The following is a 20679-nucleotide window of genomic DNA, read 5'->3' on the forward strand; positions in this document are numbered from 1 at the left end:
GTGGAAAAACAAGCCATGTAGCAATGACATGGCTTGCCGAGCATCACTCTATGTTAATGTAGCAGAGTGCCTAACATTTTGTACATCAAAACGGATGATTCCTGCCTGAGCATAGGCTGCTTTGATCTATAATCCACAGCACCGGTGCTGGATATGGATACTTCCGGACCGTAGAGACCTAGAGCAACCACAAACTGGACACCTTCTTCAGCCCAACGATCCTGTGAACCGATGAGATCGGCAGTTACGACAGGTGCGCCAAGGAGTTGTTGTGCCGTTCTTGATATGATCATCGCGGCCTCTTGCCTTGTTATGGCTTGGTCAGGATGGAACAATCCACGGGTATTACCTTGCACAATACCCAGTTCAAGCGCTGTTTGAATGTAGGGGGCATAGGGACTTGATTGGGTATCTTTAAATTTTGGAGATTGAGCTGAAATGGACATTCCGCTTACGCCCACAACCTGTGCTACAAACTCCCCACGACTAACCGGCTTCTCTGGTTCAAATAGGGATTGATTCTGTGGATACAGGCCAATCTGTGTTAAGCGATAGATGTACGGAGCATAGGGATGGTTTTCTGGCACATCTTCATAAGGTCTGGCTTCTGGTAATTTCTCGGACCAGCTATCTGACTTGTTGTAATAGAAATACGTGATTTCACCTGACTGATTTTTTTTGAAACCAGCAAGCTTGCCGTCCTCATCCATGAACAGCATGTCCTTAACGGGGGTTAAGGTGTGAGTGCCATAAGCATCTATAACCTGAAGACCTTTCTCTGTTGCTGAAATATCATACAACCATGCGGGCAAGCGGATATCCCGATATAGTCCCTCATAGGTACGAAGTGAAGACTTGGGTACGCTATAATCACTATAATGCGTCTTGTTGTTTGGATAAAAATGATCCATAAATGCTTGGAAAAGCGCTTCTCGCACATCTGGTCCATCACTGTTGGAGACGATAAATAGTCCAGTCTTCTCGTTAGGTAACAGCCACAGATTGGAGTGGAATCCGTCAAGATCGCCTGCTTTACTCACGACTTTACGTCCATGATTATACTGCGAATAGGTGGATTCGAATCCGTAACCTGTTCCAGGTATATCCGGGTGTATGGAGACATCCAACGTTTGCATCGCTTGGACGGATGACGGTTCTAGTATACGTGCACCCTGGTACGAACCTTGATTGAGCTGCGCAAGCATAAAGTGAGCCATATCTCGTCCAGTTGTAATGAATCCGCCCTCAGGGGAGCTGTCCGGTACATTGGGATATTGCGGAAGTTCTTGTCCTTCAGCGCCATAAGGAGTTGCGAGTTTACTCAGCGTGTCTTTGCTTAGTGTAAAATGGCTATCCGACATATCAAGAGGGTTGAATATATGCTGTTGTACATAAGTCTCAAACGGAAGTTTGGACTGTTTCTGAACAATGTAGCCCAAGAGTGTATAGCCGTAATTGTCGTAACGGAAAACTTCTCCTGGATTGCGAACAACGGACGGTTTGTTGTCCTGGATGAATTGCTCAAGCGGATAAGAACTTTCCAGTTCTCTGTCTGTAGCTGCTACATCTGTGAAATCAAACCCGCTGGTGTGGGTCATCAGATGTTCCAATGTTAACGCTGTTCCGGTATGGTTGGTCAGATGTAAACCGTCTGTGTATGCGCTGATATCCTGATCAAGCTTTACGTTACCTTGCTCCGCCAATTGCATAATAGCGGTTGCTGTCAGCGTTTTGGAGATGGAGGCTACACGGAATAGAGTGGAGTCGGCGTCGACTGGGATTTGTTTTTCCACATTGGCATAACCGTATCCTTTATTAAACACAATCTGTTGATTGTGAACAACGGTGACTACCGCACCTTTCAGAGCAGACTTCACTTCAGGTTGGGCGAAGAATTGATTGATGAACGATTCAGTTTCCTGAGGGCTTACCTGAAGAAGAGGGAGACTGCTCTCTGCCGATACACTGGTTATTGCGGTGAAACTCAGAGATGCAATCAGGAGGATGTTGACTACAGCACGTTTCCAATTAGGATTTGATTTGTAGTTGTGTTGTTGTTGTCGAGTTGGACATGTTGCTACGTGAGATTTCATGAAATTCTCCTTTGGAGTTCAGATATGTTCGTTCTCTTACATTTAAGTACATCTATAATCTATCAGTTCGAATGTAATGGCGATTCCGTAGTACGCACTTATTATGGCAGGACTTCCGCAAACCTTTTTGCGTGATCCCGCAATTGTGGAGGATGAAGAGTGAGTTTGGAATGATCTTAAATATATGAAAAGAGGTATTTGTCATGATGGACCCAACGGGGATCTCGACAAATACCTCTTTTTGTTTCGTCTTTTTATTTTCCATGCAAAGCGACATAGTGCAAAGGAATTGGGACGTAGATTTTATAAAACTACGCGTACATCCGTCGTTCAAGTTCAGCATAGGCAATCGCAGGATCATCACTGGAATTATCAATATAAGCGACGGATGAAGCAGGGAGCGGCCAGGCTATTTCTTTACGGACGAGAGAAGCTGTGAAGGCATCCCAGTTGGCTAACTTCCATTCATCTAGTGGGGATTGTCTTGCAGAGATCCGTTTGTGGTACAATGCTTCATTCTCCAGATAAATATAGGCCACCCGCACATCCGTATCTTCCAAGGAACGTCCAATTCGTGCAAGTTCCTGAGCAATCCAATCGGGAGTTCCAATTTCTTTGGTGAATGGCCCCACAACGATCGTATCGATACCCAACTGTACGTTATCCAGAGCGGCGTCCATCGTAATGCGATACCCAAGATCACGGCACAGCCGTTTGTATTCAGGCGAATCTCGGTCGGAAGGATCAAGTCCCTGAAGGGTCATGATTGCCTCAGCCGCGGGACGAAGCAGAATATCCATATCGAAGAAAGCCGCTTTATGTTTACGGGAAAGGGCTTTGGCAAGTGTGGTCTTGCCACTTCCGGCCCCACCGAGAAAGAAAATTAGTTTGCTCATGAATGTAATGCCTCCTTAGTATGGTGCAAGTGCGTGTAAGATGTGAGCTAATATCATTTGCTTATTTTAGCACAATCCATAACAATCTCACTTCATCACCTGCGAAGGAAACCAGATATGACGCAGGTTCACCCAGCCCTGGCTGTTGAAAGATAGACCACGCACGGAAGGCAGATAAGCAGTTTCTACTGGTTTTTCGGATAAATGGAACAGTAAATTCTGATCAACCAAAAATTGCTCAATGCGGTCTAATTCACGAGTTCGATCCGCAGCGATGGGAGAGGCGACGATGGTTTGCAAGATCTCATGGATCGTTATACGAGTAGAATCTTCCAGATGCTCAGACAACGTGGAGTAAAGATCATACCTGCGCAGTTCTTCGTCCCTGTCCCGAATGAGAGAGAAGAGAATCAGATCAGATTCCAACCTCAAGTTTCCTTTGAACTGCTCCATCGTAGCAGTACGGACGGTACAGGAGAAACCGCACAGCTCCAGTATGGACGCCAGATGTTGGGCATCCCTGCGATACTGTGGGATGGTCGCAATTTGCAGTGAGATGGGAGTAGACGAAGTAAGTCGTTTAGTAATATCTCTTAATCCCTCCGGGTCAACCATCCCGGTATTCACCGCACTAAAATCAGTCTCCATGACTTCAGAGTCATCTGCATGTCCGTCATCTCTATACATTCCAGCAAGGCATGACTGAAGGTGTGCTCTTACTTCCGGATCGTTTAACGGTCCGGTTTTTTGTGTATTACACGTGAGTAATTTATGAACCATTACACCTGCACTAATCTGTGTCCAGTCTGCACCCGCAGACGAAGACGGATTATGAACAAGATGAAAAAACGGAGTTTCGATATCTTGGCTATCGTCCATTTTTGCCGAGGCACTCCACGGAATTTGCAGGATATCTACCCGGTCCATATGTGCTCTACCCTGAAAATACGATGAAAAGGCTTCAAGTCTGCACAAGTGATCATCCCAGGCGGTGACCTTGAACGGTCCCGTCCCAACAGGTTTTTGCATCCCATGTACATCACCCGAATGCTTCATCTTATGTTCGTTTGTTCCTGGTGAGGGTACAATCGCCGCACGACTTGTTGTCAGGAAGGACAAAAACAATTCATGAGGATCTTTAAGCTGGAAACACACGGTTAAGGAATCGACCGCTTCAATAGATAGAATCTGTTTACTTACATCACGGTACAGTGTCCGGCGATCTGTAGATTGCAGCCGTTCAAACGTATGAACAATATCATGGGCTGTCAACAACTGACCATCGTGAAATGTAATACCTTTTCGCAAATAAAAGATCCAGGTCTTTCGGTCTGCACTGACATCCCAGGTATGAGCGAGACATGGGAGGATCTCTCCCTGTTCACCCCGCTGAACCAACCCGTCAAAGACATGGCTGGTAACAAAGGATTCAGCTAATAGATTAATGAACAGCGGATCAAGGGCATGAAGCTGTTGGCGCAGGGGCAACCGAAGCGTATCAATCTGCTCATTATTGGTGCCGGCTTCCGTATGATGTCCTGAATACCCAAGCAACCACTGGTTTAGATGATCCTGCATGATTGTTGAACTGGAGAATGCGCTCACCTGCTCGGCAGCTTCCTGTAACTCCCGGCGATTCATGGCCTGCATCATATATTCTGCGGCGATTTGATCAGCCGGAACAAGCAAGGTCAGTGAAGAACGCCGACCCCGGCCACGCTGGGAAACCCAACGAATCCAATCATGGGCAACCATCTTTTTGACAATCGTTAACGTATTGCGGTGTGTACAATTTAGCAACTCAGCGAGATCGGCGAGTGTAAGTTCATGTTCTGTATGGTGACCGTAATGACGATGTAACAGCAGATATTGCTGATGTAATTTCAAGTGTTGATTCCCTCCTGGAGGTGAACTCTGACGTATTCCTCTAAAATAAGAAGTTTTGTCGATTTTAATTTCTATTTATATTCCTATTTTATCATCTAGAATATAGCATAGAAAGGTTAATGGAGGTTTTTCCCATGATTGATAAAATAATGGCTTCACCGCAACGCGCTCTAATCACGCTACTGTCTGCATGGATGCTGGCGATCATTCACCAGTATTTATTCTATGGTAATGAGATTGGCGTATCGTATCCTATCTTTGTAATTCTCTTTTATGTGTTCATGTATCTGTTTGCACGGGATCGCATGAGGTCTTTCAAGTTCATTGATGCTTTTGTAGCGGCTGTAGTGCTATTGTTGTCGCTAACGTTTCTGTTATACGACAATGAACTGCTGTATGTTCTTAATTTTCTGGTCATACCTGGCGTAGTTATCTTACATATGACGTATCTGATGGGCAGAAAACAGAAGCAGTGGTGGGAGATTGGTTTGATTGGTACGGCTATTGACCACATGCTGCCTCAAGCCATACGTCATTGGGGGACTGTTGCTGCCATTGCTGTGAGAGCAGGTGGGCGTGGCATGGGCAAATCCCAGAAAACAGTTGTTTTCAAAGTACTCATTGGTCTTGTGGCGTCCTTGCCTATCCTCATTGTAGTCGTTGCATTACTTTCCTCCGCTGACGGGGTCTTTAATCAGTATTTAGCCGGTTTTCCGGAGTGGCTGAATCAATTGGCTTTTACTCCAGGGATACCAAGAATCATCTGGATTGTCATCGCAGGTATATTGCTGTTTGGTTATGTATGGGGATTTGTACAGCCAATGCAATATGAGGCAGAGAAGAGAGCGAACGCACATTGGAAAAATGGAGTAGTATCCACGGTTGATAAGCGTGATCAGACCTATATATTCTCTCCTGTGGACCCGGCCACTGAAGTTCAGGTTACCAATAAGATTACACCCGAGCCCGAACGCACTCCGGTTCAGCGGGAACCATTCAGATTGGACCCCATCATTGTGGGGACGATGCTGATTGTCATTAACTGTGTGTACGTTTTGTTTGTACTTGTACAGTTTTCGTATCTGTTTGGTGCAGGAGAGGGGCATCTTCCGGTAGATCTGTCTTACGCAGACTATGCAAGAAGTGGATTCGCAGAGTTAATTCTCGTCACAGGTATTAACTTCTTTATTCTTATTGTTGCTTTGCAGTATACCCGTTCGAGTGGCAAAGCGGGTTCCATCGTACATCAGGTACTTCTCCTGATTCTGGTCAGTTGTTCAGCAATTATGTTGTATTCCGCGTTTATGCGCCTAAATCTGTATGAGCAGGCATATGGATATACGTACATCCGCTTCCTGGTACACGCATTCATGATCTTCCTCGCACTCCTGTTGCTGATTGCTGGCCTTCGTATACGGTACACGTCAATACCGCTGATCCGCTGGTATATTGTGCTTGCGCTCACTGCATATGTTGCTATCAATTATGTGGGCATGGATAAACGGATTGCCGAGCTGAATATTGAACGTTATCATCAGACTGGCAATATTGATGCAACCTATCTGGCAAGTCTGTCGGCAGATGCAGTTCCGTTACTTCGAGAGTTTGCTCAGGAAGAGTATCCGGATCTTAAGAGGGAAATGCTGGAACGTCAAGCCTACCTGGACGAGGATGCATCAGATCGTTCATGGCCTTCTTATAACGTGGCGAGACACCGAGCTGAGCTAGAAATGTCCAAATTGAGAACGGAATAGCTGAATAGTAGTTGTTTTCACGTACGGATTTATGCAAAAACAATATGTAAGTGTTATAATATAAAAACTAACCTATAAAGGGGGTGAATCCCTTGTTTGAACTGCAGGAGTTATTACCATATTTATTCTCGATTGGACTCATCTTCACCGTCAGTTATGCCTATATTGCCCATCTTCATTGTGGCATGACAGAGTACTGGATGGAAGGTGGCGCCGGTGGTGGACTTGAACCTGTACTTCCCGCCCTGTGTTTGGACAGACAGCACAGACAGGAAGACTGGAGCCGCATGATTAGACGAAGAGAAGCGCCCGATGAAGATGAACCAGATTGTCATTCCTCGTTGAACGATTGGTCAACAAATCAACGAGGAGGATATATATGGAACATAAGACTAACAAGGGATTCACTTTTAGATCGGGCAAGGGACGGATCTATGGCCTGATTGTCATTTTGTTTGCAGTCATGCTGCTTGCCGGATGCAGCAACAACGTGTCGGAGATTACTTCATCGACACCGGGATTTTTTAATCACTACATTGTATTTCCACTGTCGTATCTGATTCAGCATATTGCTACCATATTTAACGGAAGCTACGGGGTCGCGATTATCGTGATTACGCTGGTCATTCGTTTAGCACTGTTGCCCTTGATGATGCGTCAAGCCAAGTCCCAGCAGGGAACACGAGTCATCATGAACGCCATGAAACCCGAGATGGATGCGCTCAAGAAAAAATATGAAGGCAAAAATGATCCTGCTGATAAGCAAAAGCTGTCTCAGGAAACGATGGAGCTATACAAGAAACATAAGTTCAATCCGCTGAATATTGGTTGCTTGCCGATGCTCATTCAGTTGCCTATACTTTCAGGTATTTACACAGCCATCCGACTTACACCGGAGTTGTCCTCCCACTCGTTCCTGTGGTTCAAACTGGGAGCGCCGGACTACGTACTCGCTGTGGTGGTTGCGGTCATATATCTGATTCAAGCCAAGGTATCACAAGCCAATATGGCGCCTGAGCAGCGAAAACAGTTCGCCATTATGGGTTATCTCTCCCCATTGATGATGGCATTCTTTTCTCTTACAGCTCCGGCAGCGATGCCGCTCTACTGGACAGTTGGGGGTTCATTCCTGGTACTACAGACATTATTGTTCCGCAAAATGTACCCGGTGGAGCACCCACAGGAGCCTGTGGTTGTGGAAGTAAGTAAGAAAAAGAATAAAAAATCCAGCTCCGCCAAACCTTCTCGGAAACCTGCAAAGTCTTAATAAATTTGGTCGCAGGTGACAAGAGAAACATGGTGACTACGTAATCTTGTTAAATACAATAAAAATCATGAAGAAGCCTGATCCATATGGATCAGGCTTCTTTTTTGTACTATCAGGTGTTCCTTTTTAGTTTTTTACGAAAGCGGATGGAAAGCATAACGTCCACTGCCTGTTTCCCAATATCACTTAATGATATATACTTACCTGATCAAATGTGATATTGATAATCAATATCAATTATTAAGTGATGTATACATTGGAAAAAGTGAAACGAGGAGTGCGGGTAGATGCAAGAGGAAGAAGCAAGACAGGGATTTACACCAGAGATGATTGATATGATGGCCAGTATCTGGACACGTTCGATCATTACATTAATAGATGTACGCTTTCAGAATGTAGCGTCACAATACCCGTTGGAGCAATATAAAATGCCTAGTAGCATGTTTATCTATGCATATGGGGGTGAAGCGCAAATCCAACTGAATGAAACCACATTTGCAATGGAACGCTTCGGTTTAGTTCACGGCGGGAAGGGGAGCCTGCTCAGTATTACGCCTAAAGAGGAGATGGTGAAGACCTTTATGGTGTTTTATAGAGCAGAATCACCTCTCTTTTTCAAGAAACATCTGCAACAATTACTGGAGCAAGTAAATCCATTTGTTCAACAGTTTGGTTATACGCCAAGTAATCCCATCTTGCTACGTGATTGGTTCCAACGAATGATGAATGGCTGGAAACGTGGCAAAGCGATGGATCAGCTACAGGCCAAAAGTTTTCTATATCAATTGATTCATGAGGTGTACAGGGATTTGGAGGGTGGTGAGATTCGGTATCTCCAGCCAGATCCAGCCTGTTCTGCCAAGGTATATCTCGATAAACATTACAGGGAGCCGATTATGTTTCAACAAATTGCCGATATGTTTGGGATCAGTGGTGGACAATTGACGCGTTTGTTCAAAAAAAGGGAAGGGATGAACTTACAGGAGTATCTCATTCAGAGAAGGATTGAAGCTGCCTGTCATGACTTGAAACATACAGAAGCGACAGTTAAAGAAATCGCAACAGGAGCTGGTTTCACAGATGAGAAAAACCTGTTCCGCATGTTTAAGAAGCATTACAAGATGACACCAAGTGATTATCGGAAAATAAACGCACTATCCATGCAGGTTGATGGTATTGATAATGATTCTCATCTCCCTTACGATGAGAGGGAACTAGCGAGTCTAGTCAAGTCTTATAGAGATGGGGAATCAACGATGTTTGGAACATTAAGAAGTAAAGAAATGATTTTGGCGGCGGCGATAAGCATGATGCTCTTATTGACGGCATGTACGTCGGGGACGCCAGCGAATAATGGGGGAACGGCAAATACAACACCTGCGCAGACACAGCAGGCGACACAACAAGAAGGGTCGGAGACAAAAGCTTCAGAAGCAGTCTCGCAGACCAGAACGATATCCACAGTTAAGGGTGATGTTGAGGTACCTAACAATCCTCAGCGAGTTGTAGTCGATTATTTGGTTGGTGATGTGGTAGCCCTAGGTGTAACTCCTTTAGGTGTTGCTAGAGCTGCACGGGGAGAGACAGAGCCTGTTTATGCTAACCAGATTACAGACTCCATAAAAGTAGCCATGGAGCCGGAAGATATCATGACGCTTGAGCCGGATCTTATCATTTTGGCATGGAGCGATGAGTCGTATGATGATTTATCCAAAATTGCCCCCACCATTTATGTTCCCTATGGTGATATGACTACAGAAGAGCGGATACAATTTATTAGCGATGTTTTGAACAAACAGGAAGAGGCTAAGGATGTTTTGAATGCTTATACCGGAAAAATTGAAGAAGCAAAGCTAGCTTTTCAGAATGCGGGCCTATCCGATGTAACCATTACGGTTGGAGAATTCAGTGATAAAAGTAACTACATAGCTGGAGCCAAGCATGCCGTTGGCGAGCTTGTTTACGATGAACTTCAATTGCAGGCACCTTCAAAAGTCCAAACGGATATTATCGATGCAGATAAATATTGGGGCGATGTCTCCATGGAAGTATTACCCGCTTACTCGGGGGATTATATGATCTTCTTAGGAGATGGAACAGTTGCTGCTGATAATGCAGTGTGGAATGCCATACCTGCTGTTCAACATGATCGGATCGTAAAGGTAGATTCTTCGCTATCTTGGTCCACCGACGTAATGACTTCCAGTGCATTGATTGATTATATTGTTAGTCAATTGCTAGCATTAGCTAAATAAGAGTTAGAACGAAATTTTAATTGAGCACTCCAAATTTTCAAACATGACCAGTCGAATTTATGGACGTTAATATCCATATTCGTTTGGATTGTAAATAGGTGATGAAAGGGAAACGAGATGAAAAGCAAGCCTGAACAAAAACGCCGTGGGGCGATGAACTTCACCATGTACATGGTAATAGGGCTTGGATTAACGGTTCTCATGTCGGCGGCATCCATTATGTTTGGTGCTGCTGATATGAGGTTAGCAACGGTATGGGAGGCTATTTTCCGATTTGATCCAATGCTCACTGAACATCAAATTATTCAAACCATGCGTCTCCCGCGTACCGTAGCTGATCTGATCGTTGGGTGCAGCCTTGCGGTATGTGGCGCTATCATGCAGGGGACAACGCGTAATCCGCTGGCCGACTCCGGGCTGATGGGGATTAGCTCTGGCGCAGCATTTGCAATTGCACTATGCCTGGCCTTTCTGCCGGGTTATTCGTATTGGCAGATGATGTTGTTCGCTTGTCTGGGAGCAGCGATCGCCACCGGTATGACTTACTTTACCGCGTCACTGGGCAATCGCGGAATGACGCCTCAGCGGCTTGTACTGGCAGGTCTGTCTATTTCAATGTTGTTTGGCGCACTCAGTCAGTACTTGGCAATCAATTATGATTTGGGGCGAGCATTGACATTCTGGACGGCGGGTAGCACAGCGGGGGTCAAATGGGGAGAATTGCTGATTATCTCACCGCTCTTTGTTGGGGGTATACTGCTGGCACTGGCGCTGTCCCCTTCCGTTACATTGCTCAGTTTGGGAGATGATGTGGCAAGTGGACTCGGCATTCGTAGCGGACTGGTCAAGATTTTGTCGACAATTATTGTACTTGTGCTGACTGGATTGGCTGTTGTTGTCGTTGGCCCTGTTGGTTTTGTGGGTCTGATCACCCCGCATATTGTGCGATATATGGTAGGTGTCGACTATCGATACATTATTCCGGCAGCGGCTTTATATGGTGCGTTGCTGACCGTATCGGCTGATTTGGCTGGACGTTTGATCAATAAACCGTTCGAAACGCCGATTGCCATTATATTTTCTATCATTGGTGTGCCGTATTTTCTCTTCTTGGCTCGAAGACAAAGGAGGGAATATGAATGATCAAGCGGCGTTATACGATGAAACGAGGCATTATCATCAATGTAGTGCTTATGGTGCTCATACTTGTGTTTGCGATCATTAGCATGAATTCTGGCAAAATGAATCTTTCACCGCTAGAAGTGCTGAACGTTCTCATAGGAAACGGTACCGATAAGCAAAATCTGATTGTTTTTGATTTTCGTTTGCCACGAATTGTACTTTCGATCTTGGTAGGTCTGGGAATGGGAGCGGCGGGTGTCGTGATGCAGAGTTTGCTGCGTAATGACATGGCTAGTCCGGGGACACTGGGTATTAGTTCGGGATCGGGTTTGTTTGTCCTGTTCTTCGTTGTATTCATTGCATCCACAGGCAAGAGTTCCTTTATTGCTCTGCCTCTGTTGGCTTTTGTTGGCGGACTATTGGCGGCGGGGTTGATCTTCTTATTATCGTATCGCCGCGGACGAGACATCTCGCCAATCGGTTTGATTTTGACCGGGGTCGCGCTAGGAAGCGGGTACGGGGCGCTGACGACCTTCTTGACACTCAAGCTGGATGATTCGCAGATGAACTTCATGCTGTATTGGCTGGCGGGAAGCCTATGGGGCGATGATTGGGGTTATATTTCCATACTGACACCATGGGTCTTGATCTTACTCGGCTATATTTTTTACAAGGCTCGCATACTGAATGCCCTCCATTTGGGCAATCAGACAGCACAGGGGCTTGGTGTTTCCGTGAAGCGACAGTTCTTGGGGTTGTCAATCGCTGCTGTTGCTTTATCCTCTGGCAGTGTAGCTGTGGGAGGCAGCTTCTTTTTCGTTGGATTGATCGCTCCGCATATGGCCAGAAAACTGGTCGGTCCCGATCACAAATTGCTCATTCCGGCTGCCAGCTTGGCTGGGGGACTAGTCGTGGTGTTGGCTGACACGATTACGCGCACGGTTAGCCTCGTAGGAGATGTGCCAACAGGAATCGTTATTACAGTTATTAGTGTTCCATATTTTCTTTATTTACTAGCAAAAGCCAAATAACACAATCAATAATATAGTCGGAATTTTTTGTGGAAAACGGTTTGGCAGGACTGTGCGCTGCATTTTAAAGCAGAATGCACGATATCAAAAGTTCAAACATCGAAGTTACCCTGTATTACCGCTATGCTTTTTAAACAATAGCTATAGAAAAAGATGCCATTACGAGGATATCGTATTGGCATCTTTTGATTTTTTCTCATTTGATAGTTAATTTGATACTGGAGAATTATTCAAGATTTATATGGCAGATTCATCCGACAGCTGAAAACGGGAAACGAAATACCAGATGAGCTCGCGACGTGAGGATACCTTGGTTTTGGCGAAAATGGATTTTAAATGATCCTGAACCGTGTAGACGGAAATATGCATCGCAGCAGCAATTTCCTTGGACGAATAGCTGCGTAGCACATATCCGAGCAGTTCCCGCTCTCGACTGGATAATCCATGGCTTTCAGCGAGCAAGGGCAGTAAATCCTGTGGCATCGCCTGCTCCAAACGGATAGCAATCTGATTCGGCCCTGTAAGCTGTTGCATGAGACTAGCATGAAGTATGAGGTAACGCCCATCCGGAAGTTGGATGCAAACTTTGGAGGGTGATTCGGGAGCGATCTGAGTATCCACGACCAGTTCTGCCCGATTCTTGCGCTGCAGGTGGGAACTCACTGCACGTACCGGACGGGGCAGAACATCAGGCCCTACATGTTCCAGCATGCGCAATTGGGACAGCCAATATTGAGCGGAGGCGTTCAGGGATAAGAGCTGGAACGTGTCTGAGGTGATCAAAATTCCGGGTTCCTCAGGACTGCCACTCGTGATCTCATCGATCAGTGTCAAGCTCGTGGACCGCAGCATCGATGCAATAGAAGCGGTCCAGGACTGAATCATCAACCGCTCCCCCTCTGTAAAGACAGCACTTTCTGTCTTACGATATAGGGTCAGATATCCCCAGCAAGAGTCTCCACTAACCAATACAGCACGTAGTTCATCACCGAACCCCGCTGGCTGAAGAATGTTGATATATCGAGGGCTTTGTTCAAGCTGTAAGTTGGACGTATGAAGTGTAGCTGTATGCTCACCGCTGCGAATTAATTCAGCGTATTTATGTATATCTTCTTCCATGTATTCATTGATGAATAACCGATCATGAATGGCCTCAATGCCATCTTCTGTCACGGCTCCTGTGGAGAGAAGAGTCAGAGGATCAACGGTAGTAAAACAGTATGCGTCGTAATGTACAACCGTATGGATCTGCTTGAGAACAGCTTCCCGATAGGTATGTGAGGTCCAGGTTCCTTTTTCAAGAGAAGTGATAAGTCTGTGGTTCCGATCAATACGTGATGTCAACAAGATTACTCCTCTCTCTGTGCGCATATCCCAATGTTCTGGGATTGTAGGCTCGCCGTATCCTTCTATAATGAAATTAGACGAACAACGAGTCAAGTCTAACTTCAATTCAAGAGGAGTGCGGTGTCCATGAATCACAATCTATCACCGATGAGCTGGGAAACAGCAGATGTTCATCGTTACGAACAATCGATAGCCCTGAAAATTCCGGGTTATTCTCATATGCATGATCTAATGGAACGGCTGCTTTCAGCATCTTTCGCGAATAACAACGATATTCATATCCTTGTTGCCGGTGCGGGAGGGGGAAAAGAGATTGCTCTGCTCGGATCACGTCATGCCGGTTGGACATTGACTGGAGTAGATCCATCACAGCCCATGCTGCAACTTGCTGAGAAACGAGTCACGGAAGCGGGCATCGGTTCCAGAGTGAAACTGCAACCTGTCACGGTTGAAGAATTGCCGGAGGATATTGTATATGATGGGGCGACAAGCATGCTCATGTTACATTTCCTTCAGGGGATGGAGGCCAAGAGAACGTTTCTGACCAGCCTCGCAGCTAGACTTAAACCGGGTGCACCACTGATCATTGCGGCTGTAAATGCCGATCTTCGTTCACCTGCACATCCAATCATGATGCAAGCTTGGAAGGATCATATGTTGAGTGTGGGCGTCCTTCCTGAAGAGTGGGAGCGCTTTGCTGCTTCCCTGGGCCGTGAATCCGATCCAATATCCTCTGAAGAGATGACTCAGCTACTGACCGAATGCGGTTTCTCACATATTACACGTTACTTCGGGGCGTTCTGGGTGGAGGGGTATTATGCAATTCGAAACTAGCGTGAACCCTATGAAAGATCAGATCTGGGTGGTTGGTGGTTATGGTCAAGTGGGGCAGATGATATGTACTCAACTGGGGAAATTGTTCCCGGGTAAAGTATGGGCTGCGGGTACACGCATGAACCGTGCGGAAGAGTTCAGCAGGTCTACAGGTGGTGCTGTGCTACCGCTTCAACTGGATGTAACAAAACCTGTGGAGCCTTCAATGTTACGGTCTGTGAAGTTGGTAATCATGTGTGTGGATCAGAGCGATACCCGGTTTGTTGAAGCCTGCGCACAAGCCGGAACCGACTATATTGATATTTCTGCAAAATATGATTTTCTCGCTCAGGTTGAACAGTTGCACACCAAAATGCAACGTTCCCAATCGACCGCGATCCTCAGCGTTGGATTATCACCCGGAGTGACTAATTTGCTTGTGCGCGAAGCGACCATGCATATGGATCAGGTGGAGGAAGCAGACATTACCGTAATGCTGGGACTTGGTGAGAAGCACGGAAAAGCTGCCGTGGAGTGGACCGTTGATCAGATGAATGCCACCTACCAAGTGATGCAAAAGGGCAAACCTGCTGAGGTACAAAGTTTCGGAGATGGCAAACGTATTGATTTTGGAGCAAAACTTGGGCAGCGGAAGGCCTATCGATTTAACTTTTCGGATCAGCATGTGGTTGCTCGGACGTTACGTATTCCAACCGTATCTACCAGACTCTGTCTGGACTCCCGCTGGATCACAAGATCTATGGCAATCTCCAAACGTGCAGGGTTGTTTTCGTTACTGCGTATCCCGTCTATTCGGAATGGAACGGTTAAGGCATTTGGCCTTATTCCTGGGGGAGAACCGATGTATGCAGTCAAGGTCGATGCCGTAGGATGGGAAAATGGTGAGCAAATCCGCGTCGAACAACTACTGGTCGGTGCAAAGGAAGCCGATGCAACAGCAGCTGTAGCTGCAGCCGTGGCAGAACGTGTGTATAAAACAGAGTTGCCACATGGTGTGTTTCATATTGAACAGTGTCTCTCTTTGCAAGACATTCAGGATGCACTTCATACGCCACTAAAGGTGACGACCAAGATCACCTAGTTTCATGTTCTTTTGCTGAGAACCTCCGATCTGCTATGATGGAACAATAATCATGGCATGAATGGAGGGAGATCATGAACTGCGTTGCTGTATTACCTTATTACAAAGTACAGAGAGAAGTGACGGGTCTCGCCCAAGAGATTGAGATGAATGCCCGCTCCATGATTCTGTATTCAGATAAAATCGTGACCAAATACCGCGAGTTCAACATCACGGAAGTGTTTGATATGTCATTTCGCCGTATGGGTGATGAAGGTGGATTTTTCTATTTGCACACAAGCACAGGAGTATATCCATATATGGTCGAAATCGACCCGAAACCGTTTATACAACATTTCAGAAAGATGACGATCCAAAAATTAAAATGACTTGACCTTGCCGTTACGTGAAGGCTTACCCTCGGATATGGCAAGAACCATAACCAATTCAGAGGAGCCGTGAATGTAATGAGTATACTGATTCAGCAAGCTACGATCCTAACGATGAAAGATGCCGATGCCCCCTTTACGGGGGATATTCGTGTTGAGGGTGATCGCATTACTCATATTGCTGATCACATTGTGCCTCACCCCCAAGATGAGATTATCGATGGACGCAATAAGGTTGCCATGCCAGGACTGATTAATGCCCACCAACATACACCGATGAGTCTGCTCCGGGGATTCTCGGATGATCTGAAGCTGATGGACTGGCTCGAACGCAAAATGCTGCCTGCTGAAGCACGGATGAACCCGGAAGACATCTATTGGGGTGCCAAGTTATCCATCGCCGAGATGATCCGTTCGGGTACCACTGCGTTTGCGGATATGTACATTCATATGAATGAGATTGCAGAAGCGGTTAAGCAAACGGGTATGCGGGCATCGCTTACACGTGGGATGGTATTCATGGAGGATGATGGGGGACGCAGGTTGCAGGAAGCGATCGATCTTGTGCAACGCTGGTCTGGAGCGGCCGATGGGCGGATTACAACCATGTATGGACCCCACTCACCCTACACTTGTCCCATGGAGCCACTACGTGAAGTCATTGCTCTGGCTGTCAAGGAGGATATCCCGCTACATATTCATCTGGCTGAGACAAAGGAAGAAGTTGTGAAGATTCGTGAGCGCTATGGCTTGACTCCGACGGAGTATTTGGAAGAGGCGGGTATGTTCGAACAGGCACATGTGTTGCTTGCGCATGGTGTACACCTCAATCGCAGGGACATCGGCAGATTGAAGGGCATGCGCGGCGGTGTAGCACACAATCCAGTCAGCAATCTGAAGCTGGGCTGTGGAATTGCTCCAATTACCGAGATGTTGGCTCAGGGAATTAACGTTGGAATCGGAACGGATGGAGCGGGAAGTGCCACAACCGTGGATATGTTCGAGGAGATCAAAGCCGCGACCTGGCTGCAAAAGCTGGATTATGGCGACCCAACTCGCTTGCCAGCCAAGGACGTACTAAGCATGGCTACACGCGGAAGTGCTAGTCTACTTGGTCTACAGGATGAAGTGGGGATGCTTGAGGTGGGGTGCAAAGCTGATCTGATCCTGATCGATCTGGCGAAACCACATCTTCAACCGGTACATGAGGTAGAATCGTTACTGGCTTACAGCGTAAATGGGGCGGACGTGGACACCACGATTGTGAATGGTCAGATCCTCATGAGAGGCAGAAAGCTGCTCACGATCGATGAGGATGAACTTTACCGTGAGGTGAAGGTTAGAGCCAAACGGATTGTTGAGGGAATTTAATTTTAGGTGAATATGATCCGAACTGGAAAATGATTTGTGTTCAAAACGCTATGGAGGCATACTCCATGGCGTTTTTTGTCGAATTACAACTGGAAATAGTTCCATGGTCCTGTTCAGAATCGGTTCAGAATGACTCGTTATACTGAGCATGTAGTTGTTCAAATTTGAAATGTACACGAGGAGGAACATGAATTGAAGGGGAAACAAAACAAAAAACGGCTTAAGCCGATATTGAAAAAAAGCATGTTGACTGCACTCGGGTTGGGCATTGCATTGCCTATAGGTGGAACGCTTTCTCAAGCTAACGCAGGAGCAATTGGTCCGGTAATAAACATTTCACGACCTGTTCTTAACGATGGTATCCATTGGTTAAATTATTCATCAGAACAAAACGATCCTTCTTTTGTGTCCGGTGTACCCATCGAGGTAACGAACAATATAGTTAGAATCAATTTAAGTACACATTTTCGATCCGATGAGTTTAATATGCTCACAGCCAGTTCAGGTGATAGCAGTATAGCTGAGGTGTATGTAGAAACAAGACAAGATGAAAATATGCCAACACCTACAAGTACATTGGTGGTTATTCCTTACAAGAGCGGCAAAATCAATATCGAATTGAAAGCTAAATATACAGTATCTGATGTACCAGAAACGGTTACGGATAACTTTGAACTTCACATTAGTAAAAAAGGGGATGTAAATGCAGACGGAAAAGTGAATTCTGCGGATGCAGCAGACCTTTTGGAATATCTTCGTAACATGCTAAGTCGCCGCGGCTTTACCTACGTAGAGATGAACCGAATGGACGTGGATCGTAATGCGGAACCCTCTTTGGGGGATATGAATGCGTTGTTAAACGGATATGCCAACAAAACACTTGGCGCGAAAAACAATGACTATGTGTTGACCTTCCAACAAGTGGACGATGCGCCTTATGTGTTGAATGGTCAATTGAAGGATTACATGGAGAACGCAATTGCCACTGATTATGATTTAATGGATGTTGATGGGGATTACATTAATACTCCTTCTTATCAGTGGTACCGCGCAACAGAAGCTTCAGGAGAAGATATGGTTCCAATAGAAGGGGAGACACGAGAACAGCATACCGTTACATCTGAGGACGAGGATCATTATCTTGTGCTCGAAGTGACTACTCATTCCACTTCGGATACGAATACGGAGCCTAGACGAGTATACATTGTTGGAAAAGAAAAAATACAACGCCCTGATTAATTCATATTTTTAATTCAGATAACGAATAACAATATTTTTTCTATCGTTACCATACATTCTACCAATTGATACACACATGGAGGCTAATACATGTTTCAACCGAAAAAGAAACGTCCAAGAATCAGAAGAACAATGTCAGGTCTCATTGCACTGACGCTACTCTCGTCACTCGTATTCCCGAGTGTAGCAGGAGCAGAGCCAGCGGAACCATCACAGGTGCAGTTTGCAAATGTTAGTGTACAGGCAGGGCAGACGGTTCATGTTCCTGTTGCATTGAAAAAATCCCATTTCGGGGTGAAAGCTTATAATATGCAGATTGATTATGATACGTCTGCACTGGAAATTGTTCGGATCACGCCTAAATCTGTCAACGTCATCAGCACATCCCCAAATGAAGATGGTGTAGCAGACTTCCAGTACCAAATTAATAATGCGGAAGGCTGGGTACGGATCATCTGGGTTGATTTTACTGGGGGTGACCATTCAATTGTAGATGAAACCCAATTATTTGATATGGAGATCAAAGCCAAAAGCAATGCGACGCCTGGAACGAAACAGCTATCCGTAGATCAAACTGATTCAGAACATTGGCATTTTACCAATGTAGAATATCAGAGTTACACTGAATTGTCCGGTGGAACAATCACAATTACAGCAGCAAACTCAGGTGGCGACAATTCTGGTTCGACACCTACACCGAATCCTGGTAACTCTTCGGGTGGAGGAGGAGGAGGAAGTGTATCGCCAACTTCACCCGTGATTACCCCAGTTCCATCGACTCCGGCGGTAACCAAAGGTGTAGACATCTATGTGAACGGTCAGAAACAGGAACAATCTGCAACGGCCACCACATCAACGGTAAACAATCAGGTTACCACCACGGTTCATGTGGATAATGAAAAAGTCATCAATCAGATTGGAAGTGGACTAAAAACGCTTCTGCTGCCTATTACAGGTACTGGCAAGGGTGCGGTCGTTGGTGAACTGAACGGCAAGTTGGTCAAAACAATGGAAGGAAGTAATGCCGAAGTTGTCATTCAGACTGATAGCGGTACGTACACACTTCCAGCTAACCAGATTCAGGTGGATCAGATTCTGAACCAATTCGGAAGCACGGTTCCATTGGAAGATATCACAATCCAAATCGCTATTGTGCCTAGTGCCACATCTAAACAAACAGCAATTCAGGCTGCAGCGGATAAGCTGGAGAACACAACGGTGATCGCAGCTCCGATTGATTTTGAAGTAAAAGCGATCTGGAATGGACAGCAAGTTAATGTAGATCGTTTCAACTCTTATGTAGAGCGCTCCATTACTTTGCCAGAAGGTGTCGATGGTTCAAAGATCACGACAGGAGTTGTGCTTCAGCCGGATGGCAGCCTTCTGCATGTACCGACCAAGGTTATCAAAGGTAATGGACAAGATTCTGCTATTATTAACAGCTTGACGAACAGCACTTACGCTCTGATCTATCATCCGGCAACATTCAGCGATGTATCAAGTCACTGGAGTCGTGTTGACGTACAGGATCTGGCATCCCGTCTGATCGTACAAGGTACTGGTGAGAACGTATTTGCGCCAGACCGGAGTATTACGCGGGCAGAGTTTACGGCTGTTCTGTTAAGAGGTTTGGGTCTGCACTCCCCGCGCAGTACAGAAGCGGCATCGTTCACGGATGTGAATACTGGCAGCTGGTATGAGGATGAGGTTCAGACGGCTGTGTCCTACGGCCTGATCTCAGGTTATGCTGACGATAGCTTCCGTCCGAACAACGAAATTTCTCGTGCTGAAGCGCTGACTATTGTGTCACGTGCGATGAAACTGGTCGGTCTGGCACAGGCCGACGCGTCGGAGACAACAAGTCTGCTGAGCACATACAGCGATAGCGCTAAAGTACAGGCTTGGGCAGCAGAGCCAGTTGCATCGGCGATTAAACAAGAGCTGGTACAAGGTGCTGATGGTAAACTGATGTCAGATGCAGACATTAGTCGTGCACAGTCAGCCGCGATTGTGAAAAGGTTACTTGCAAAAGCGGGATTAATCTAATCAAATTTTGGACACCTACACTTACTTGAAATGATTTGTTTCAAGCAAGCTGTAGGTGTTTTTTTTGCATATAGTTCTCTTCGAACCT

The 20679-nt window shown here is 45.9% G+C and carries 16 protein-coding genes; 12 read left to right on the forward strand and 4 right to left on the reverse strand.

Annotation, left to right across the window (positions count from 1 at the left end):
* Nucleotides 1–53: 53 nt before the first annotated feature.
* From V6668_RS13270 to V6668_RS13280, 3 genes are all read right to left on the reverse strand, one after another.
* On the reverse strand, nt 54–2093 hold the full coding sequence (locus tag V6668_RS13270) for a serine hydrolase (protein ID WP_338708649.1): 2040 nt from the start codon (nt 2091–2093) through the stop codon (nt 54–56).
* Between the two features lie 311 nt (nt 2094–2404).
* Nucleotides 2405–2989 (reverse strand): AAA family ATPase, encoded by a 585-nt coding sequence (locus V6668_RS13275; protein WP_076318095.1) that lies wholly within the window; start codon nt 2987–2989, stop codon nt 2405–2407.
* A gap of 87 nt (nt 2990–3076) precedes the next feature.
* The gene (locus tag V6668_RS13280; RefSeq protein ID WP_338708650.1) at nt 3077–4876 is read right to left on the reverse strand and encodes an ABC transporter substrate-binding protein; all 1800 of its coding nucleotides are present in this window, start codon (nt 4874–4876) and stop codon (nt 3077–3079) included.
* A gap of 134 nt (nt 4877–5010) precedes the next feature.
* Here V6668_RS13280 and V6668_RS13285 point away from each other — a divergent pair, with 134 nt between their 5' ends.
* The 6 genes from V6668_RS13285 to V6668_RS13310 all read left to right on the forward strand — a co-directional run bounded on the left by V6668_RS13285 (nt 5011) and on the right by V6668_RS13310 (nt 12305).
* The gene (locus V6668_RS13285; protein WP_338708651.1) at nt 5011–6630 is read left to right on the forward strand and encodes a DUF4173 domain-containing protein; all 1620 of its coding nucleotides are present in this window, start codon (nt 5011–5013) and stop codon (nt 6628–6630) included.
* 92 nt (nt 6631–6722) lie between these two features.
* The gene (locus V6668_RS13290; protein WP_176872672.1) at nt 6723–7073 is read left to right on the forward strand and encodes a hypothetical protein; all 351 of its coding nucleotides are present in this window, start codon (nt 6723–6725) and stop codon (nt 7071–7073) included.
* On the forward strand, nt 7010–7897 hold the full coding sequence (gene yidC, locus V6668_RS13295; RefSeq protein WP_076318090.1) for a membrane protein insertase YidC: 888 nt from the start codon (nt 7010–7012) through the stop codon (nt 7895–7897). The genes V6668_RS13290 and yidC overlap by 64 nt, the downstream gene beginning before the upstream one ends.
* Nucleotides 7898–8184: 287 nt before the next feature.
* Nucleotides 8185–10152: an AraC family transcriptional regulator gene (locus V6668_RS13300; RefSeq protein WP_338708652.1), complete on the forward strand. Its 1968-nt coding sequence runs from the start codon at nt 8185–8187 to the stop codon at nt 10150–10152.
* A gap of 117 nt (nt 10153–10269) precedes the next feature.
* Nucleotides 10270–11295, forward strand: a complete 1026-nt coding sequence (locus V6668_RS13305; protein WP_051447083.1) for a FecCD family ABC transporter permease — start codon at nt 10270–10272, stop codon at nt 11293–11295.
* The gene (locus V6668_RS13310; RefSeq protein ID WP_017688818.1) at nt 11292–12305 is read left to right on the forward strand and encodes a FecCD family ABC transporter permease; all 1014 of its coding nucleotides are present in this window, start codon (nt 11292–11294) and stop codon (nt 12303–12305) included. The genes V6668_RS13305 and V6668_RS13310 overlap by 4 nt, the downstream gene beginning before the upstream one ends.
* A gap of 237 nt (nt 12306–12542) precedes the next feature.
* Here V6668_RS13310 and V6668_RS13315 read toward each other — a convergent pair whose 3' ends face one another.
* Nucleotides 12543–13649 carry a helix-turn-helix transcriptional regulator gene (locus V6668_RS13315; RefSeq protein ID WP_338708653.1) on the reverse strand — a complete coding sequence of 369 codons (1107 nt, stop codon included), beginning with the start codon at nt 13647–13649 and terminating at the stop codon, nt 12543–12545.
* A gap of 129 nt (nt 13650–13778) precedes the next feature.
* On the opposite strand from V6668_RS13315, the gene V6668_RS13320 reads away from it, so the two are divergent.
* From V6668_RS13320 to V6668_RS13345, 6 genes are all read left to right on the forward strand, one after another.
* Entirely contained in the window at nt 13779–14486 is a 708-nt protein-coding gene (locus V6668_RS13320) for a class I SAM-dependent methyltransferase (RefSeq protein ID WP_036608640.1), read from the forward strand.
* A gap of 10 nt (nt 14487–14496) precedes the next feature.
* Nucleotides 14497–15567 (forward strand): saccharopine dehydrogenase family protein, encoded by a 1071-nt coding sequence (locus V6668_RS13325; protein ID WP_338708654.1) that lies wholly within the window; start codon nt 14497–14499, stop codon nt 15565–15567.
* A 74-nt stretch (nt 15568–15641) separates the two neighbouring features.
* Nucleotides 15642–15935, forward strand: a complete 294-nt coding sequence (locus tag V6668_RS13330) for a hypothetical protein (RefSeq protein WP_036608638.1) — start codon at nt 15642–15644, stop codon at nt 15933–15935.
* Between the two features lie 78 nt (nt 15936–16013).
* Nucleotides 16014–17306, forward strand: a complete 1293-nt coding sequence (locus tag V6668_RS13335) for an amidohydrolase (RefSeq protein WP_076318086.1) — start codon at nt 16014–16016, stop codon at nt 17304–17306.
* A 192-nt stretch (nt 17307–17498) separates the two neighbouring features.
* Nucleotides 17499–18545 (forward strand): hypothetical protein, encoded by a 1047-nt coding sequence (locus V6668_RS13340; protein WP_076318085.1) that lies wholly within the window; start codon nt 17499–17501, stop codon nt 18543–18545.
* Nucleotides 18546–18635: 90 nt separating this feature from the next.
* A complete protein-coding gene (locus V6668_RS13345) occupies nt 18636–20591 on the forward strand; it encodes an S-layer homology domain-containing protein (protein WP_076318084.1) in 1956 nt (651 codons plus the stop codon).
* The last annotated feature ends 88 nt before the right edge of the window (nt 20592–20679 follow it).

Origin of the sequence: Paenibacillus amylolyticus, from assembly GCF_036894225.1 — a bacterium.
In the GTDB taxonomy this organism is placed as follows: domain Bacteria; phylum Bacillota; class Bacilli; order Paenibacillales; family Paenibacillaceae; genus Paenibacillus; species Paenibacillus amylolyticus.

What these genes read in the sequence shown, in the direction of transcription:
- V6668_RS13270 (WP_338708649.1), bottom strand. Translation starts at nt 2,093, where the DNA reads ATGAAATCTCACGTAGCAACATGTCCAACTCGACAACAACAACACAAC.
- V6668_RS13275 (WP_076318095.1), bottom strand. Translation starts at nt 2,989, where the DNA reads ATGAGCAAACTAATTTTCTTTCTCGGTGGGGCCGGAAGTGGCAAGACC.
- V6668_RS13285 (WP_338708651.1), top strand. Translation starts at nt 5,011, where the DNA reads ATGATTGATAAAATAATGGCTTCACCGCAACGCGCTCTAATCACGCTA.
- yidC (WP_076318090.1), top strand. Translation starts at nt 7,010, where the DNA reads ATGGAACATAAGACTAACAAGGGATTCACTTTTAGATCGGGCAAGGGA.
- V6668_RS13300 (WP_338708652.1), top strand. Translation starts at nt 8,185, where the DNA reads ATGCAAGAGGAAGAAGCAAGACAGGGATTTACACCAGAGATGATTGAT.
- V6668_RS13305 (WP_051447083.1), top strand. Translation starts at nt 10,270, where the DNA reads ATGAAAAGCAAGCCTGAACAAAAACGCCGTGGGGCGATGAACTTCACC.
- V6668_RS13310 (WP_017688818.1), top strand. Translation starts at nt 11,292, where the DNA reads ATGATCAAGCGGCGTTATACGATGAAACGAGGCATTATCATCAATGTA.
- V6668_RS13320 (WP_036608640.1), top strand. Translation starts at nt 13,779, where the DNA reads ATGAATCACAATCTATCACCGATGAGCTGGGAAACAGCAGATGTTCAT.
- V6668_RS13325 (WP_338708654.1), top strand. Translation starts at nt 14,497, where the DNA reads ATGAAAGATCAGATCTGGGTGGTTGGTGGTTATGGTCAAGTGGGGCAG.
- V6668_RS13330 (WP_036608638.1), top strand. Translation starts at nt 15,642, where the DNA reads ATGAACTGCGTTGCTGTATTACCTTATTACAAAGTACAGAGAGAAGTG.
- V6668_RS13335 (WP_076318086.1), top strand. Translation starts at nt 16,014, where the DNA reads ATGAGTATACTGATTCAGCAAGCTACGATCCTAACGATGAAAGATGCC.
- V6668_RS13345 (WP_076318084.1), top strand. Translation starts at nt 18,636, where the DNA reads ATGTTTCAACCGAAAAAGAAACGTCCAAGAATCAGAAGAACAATGTCA.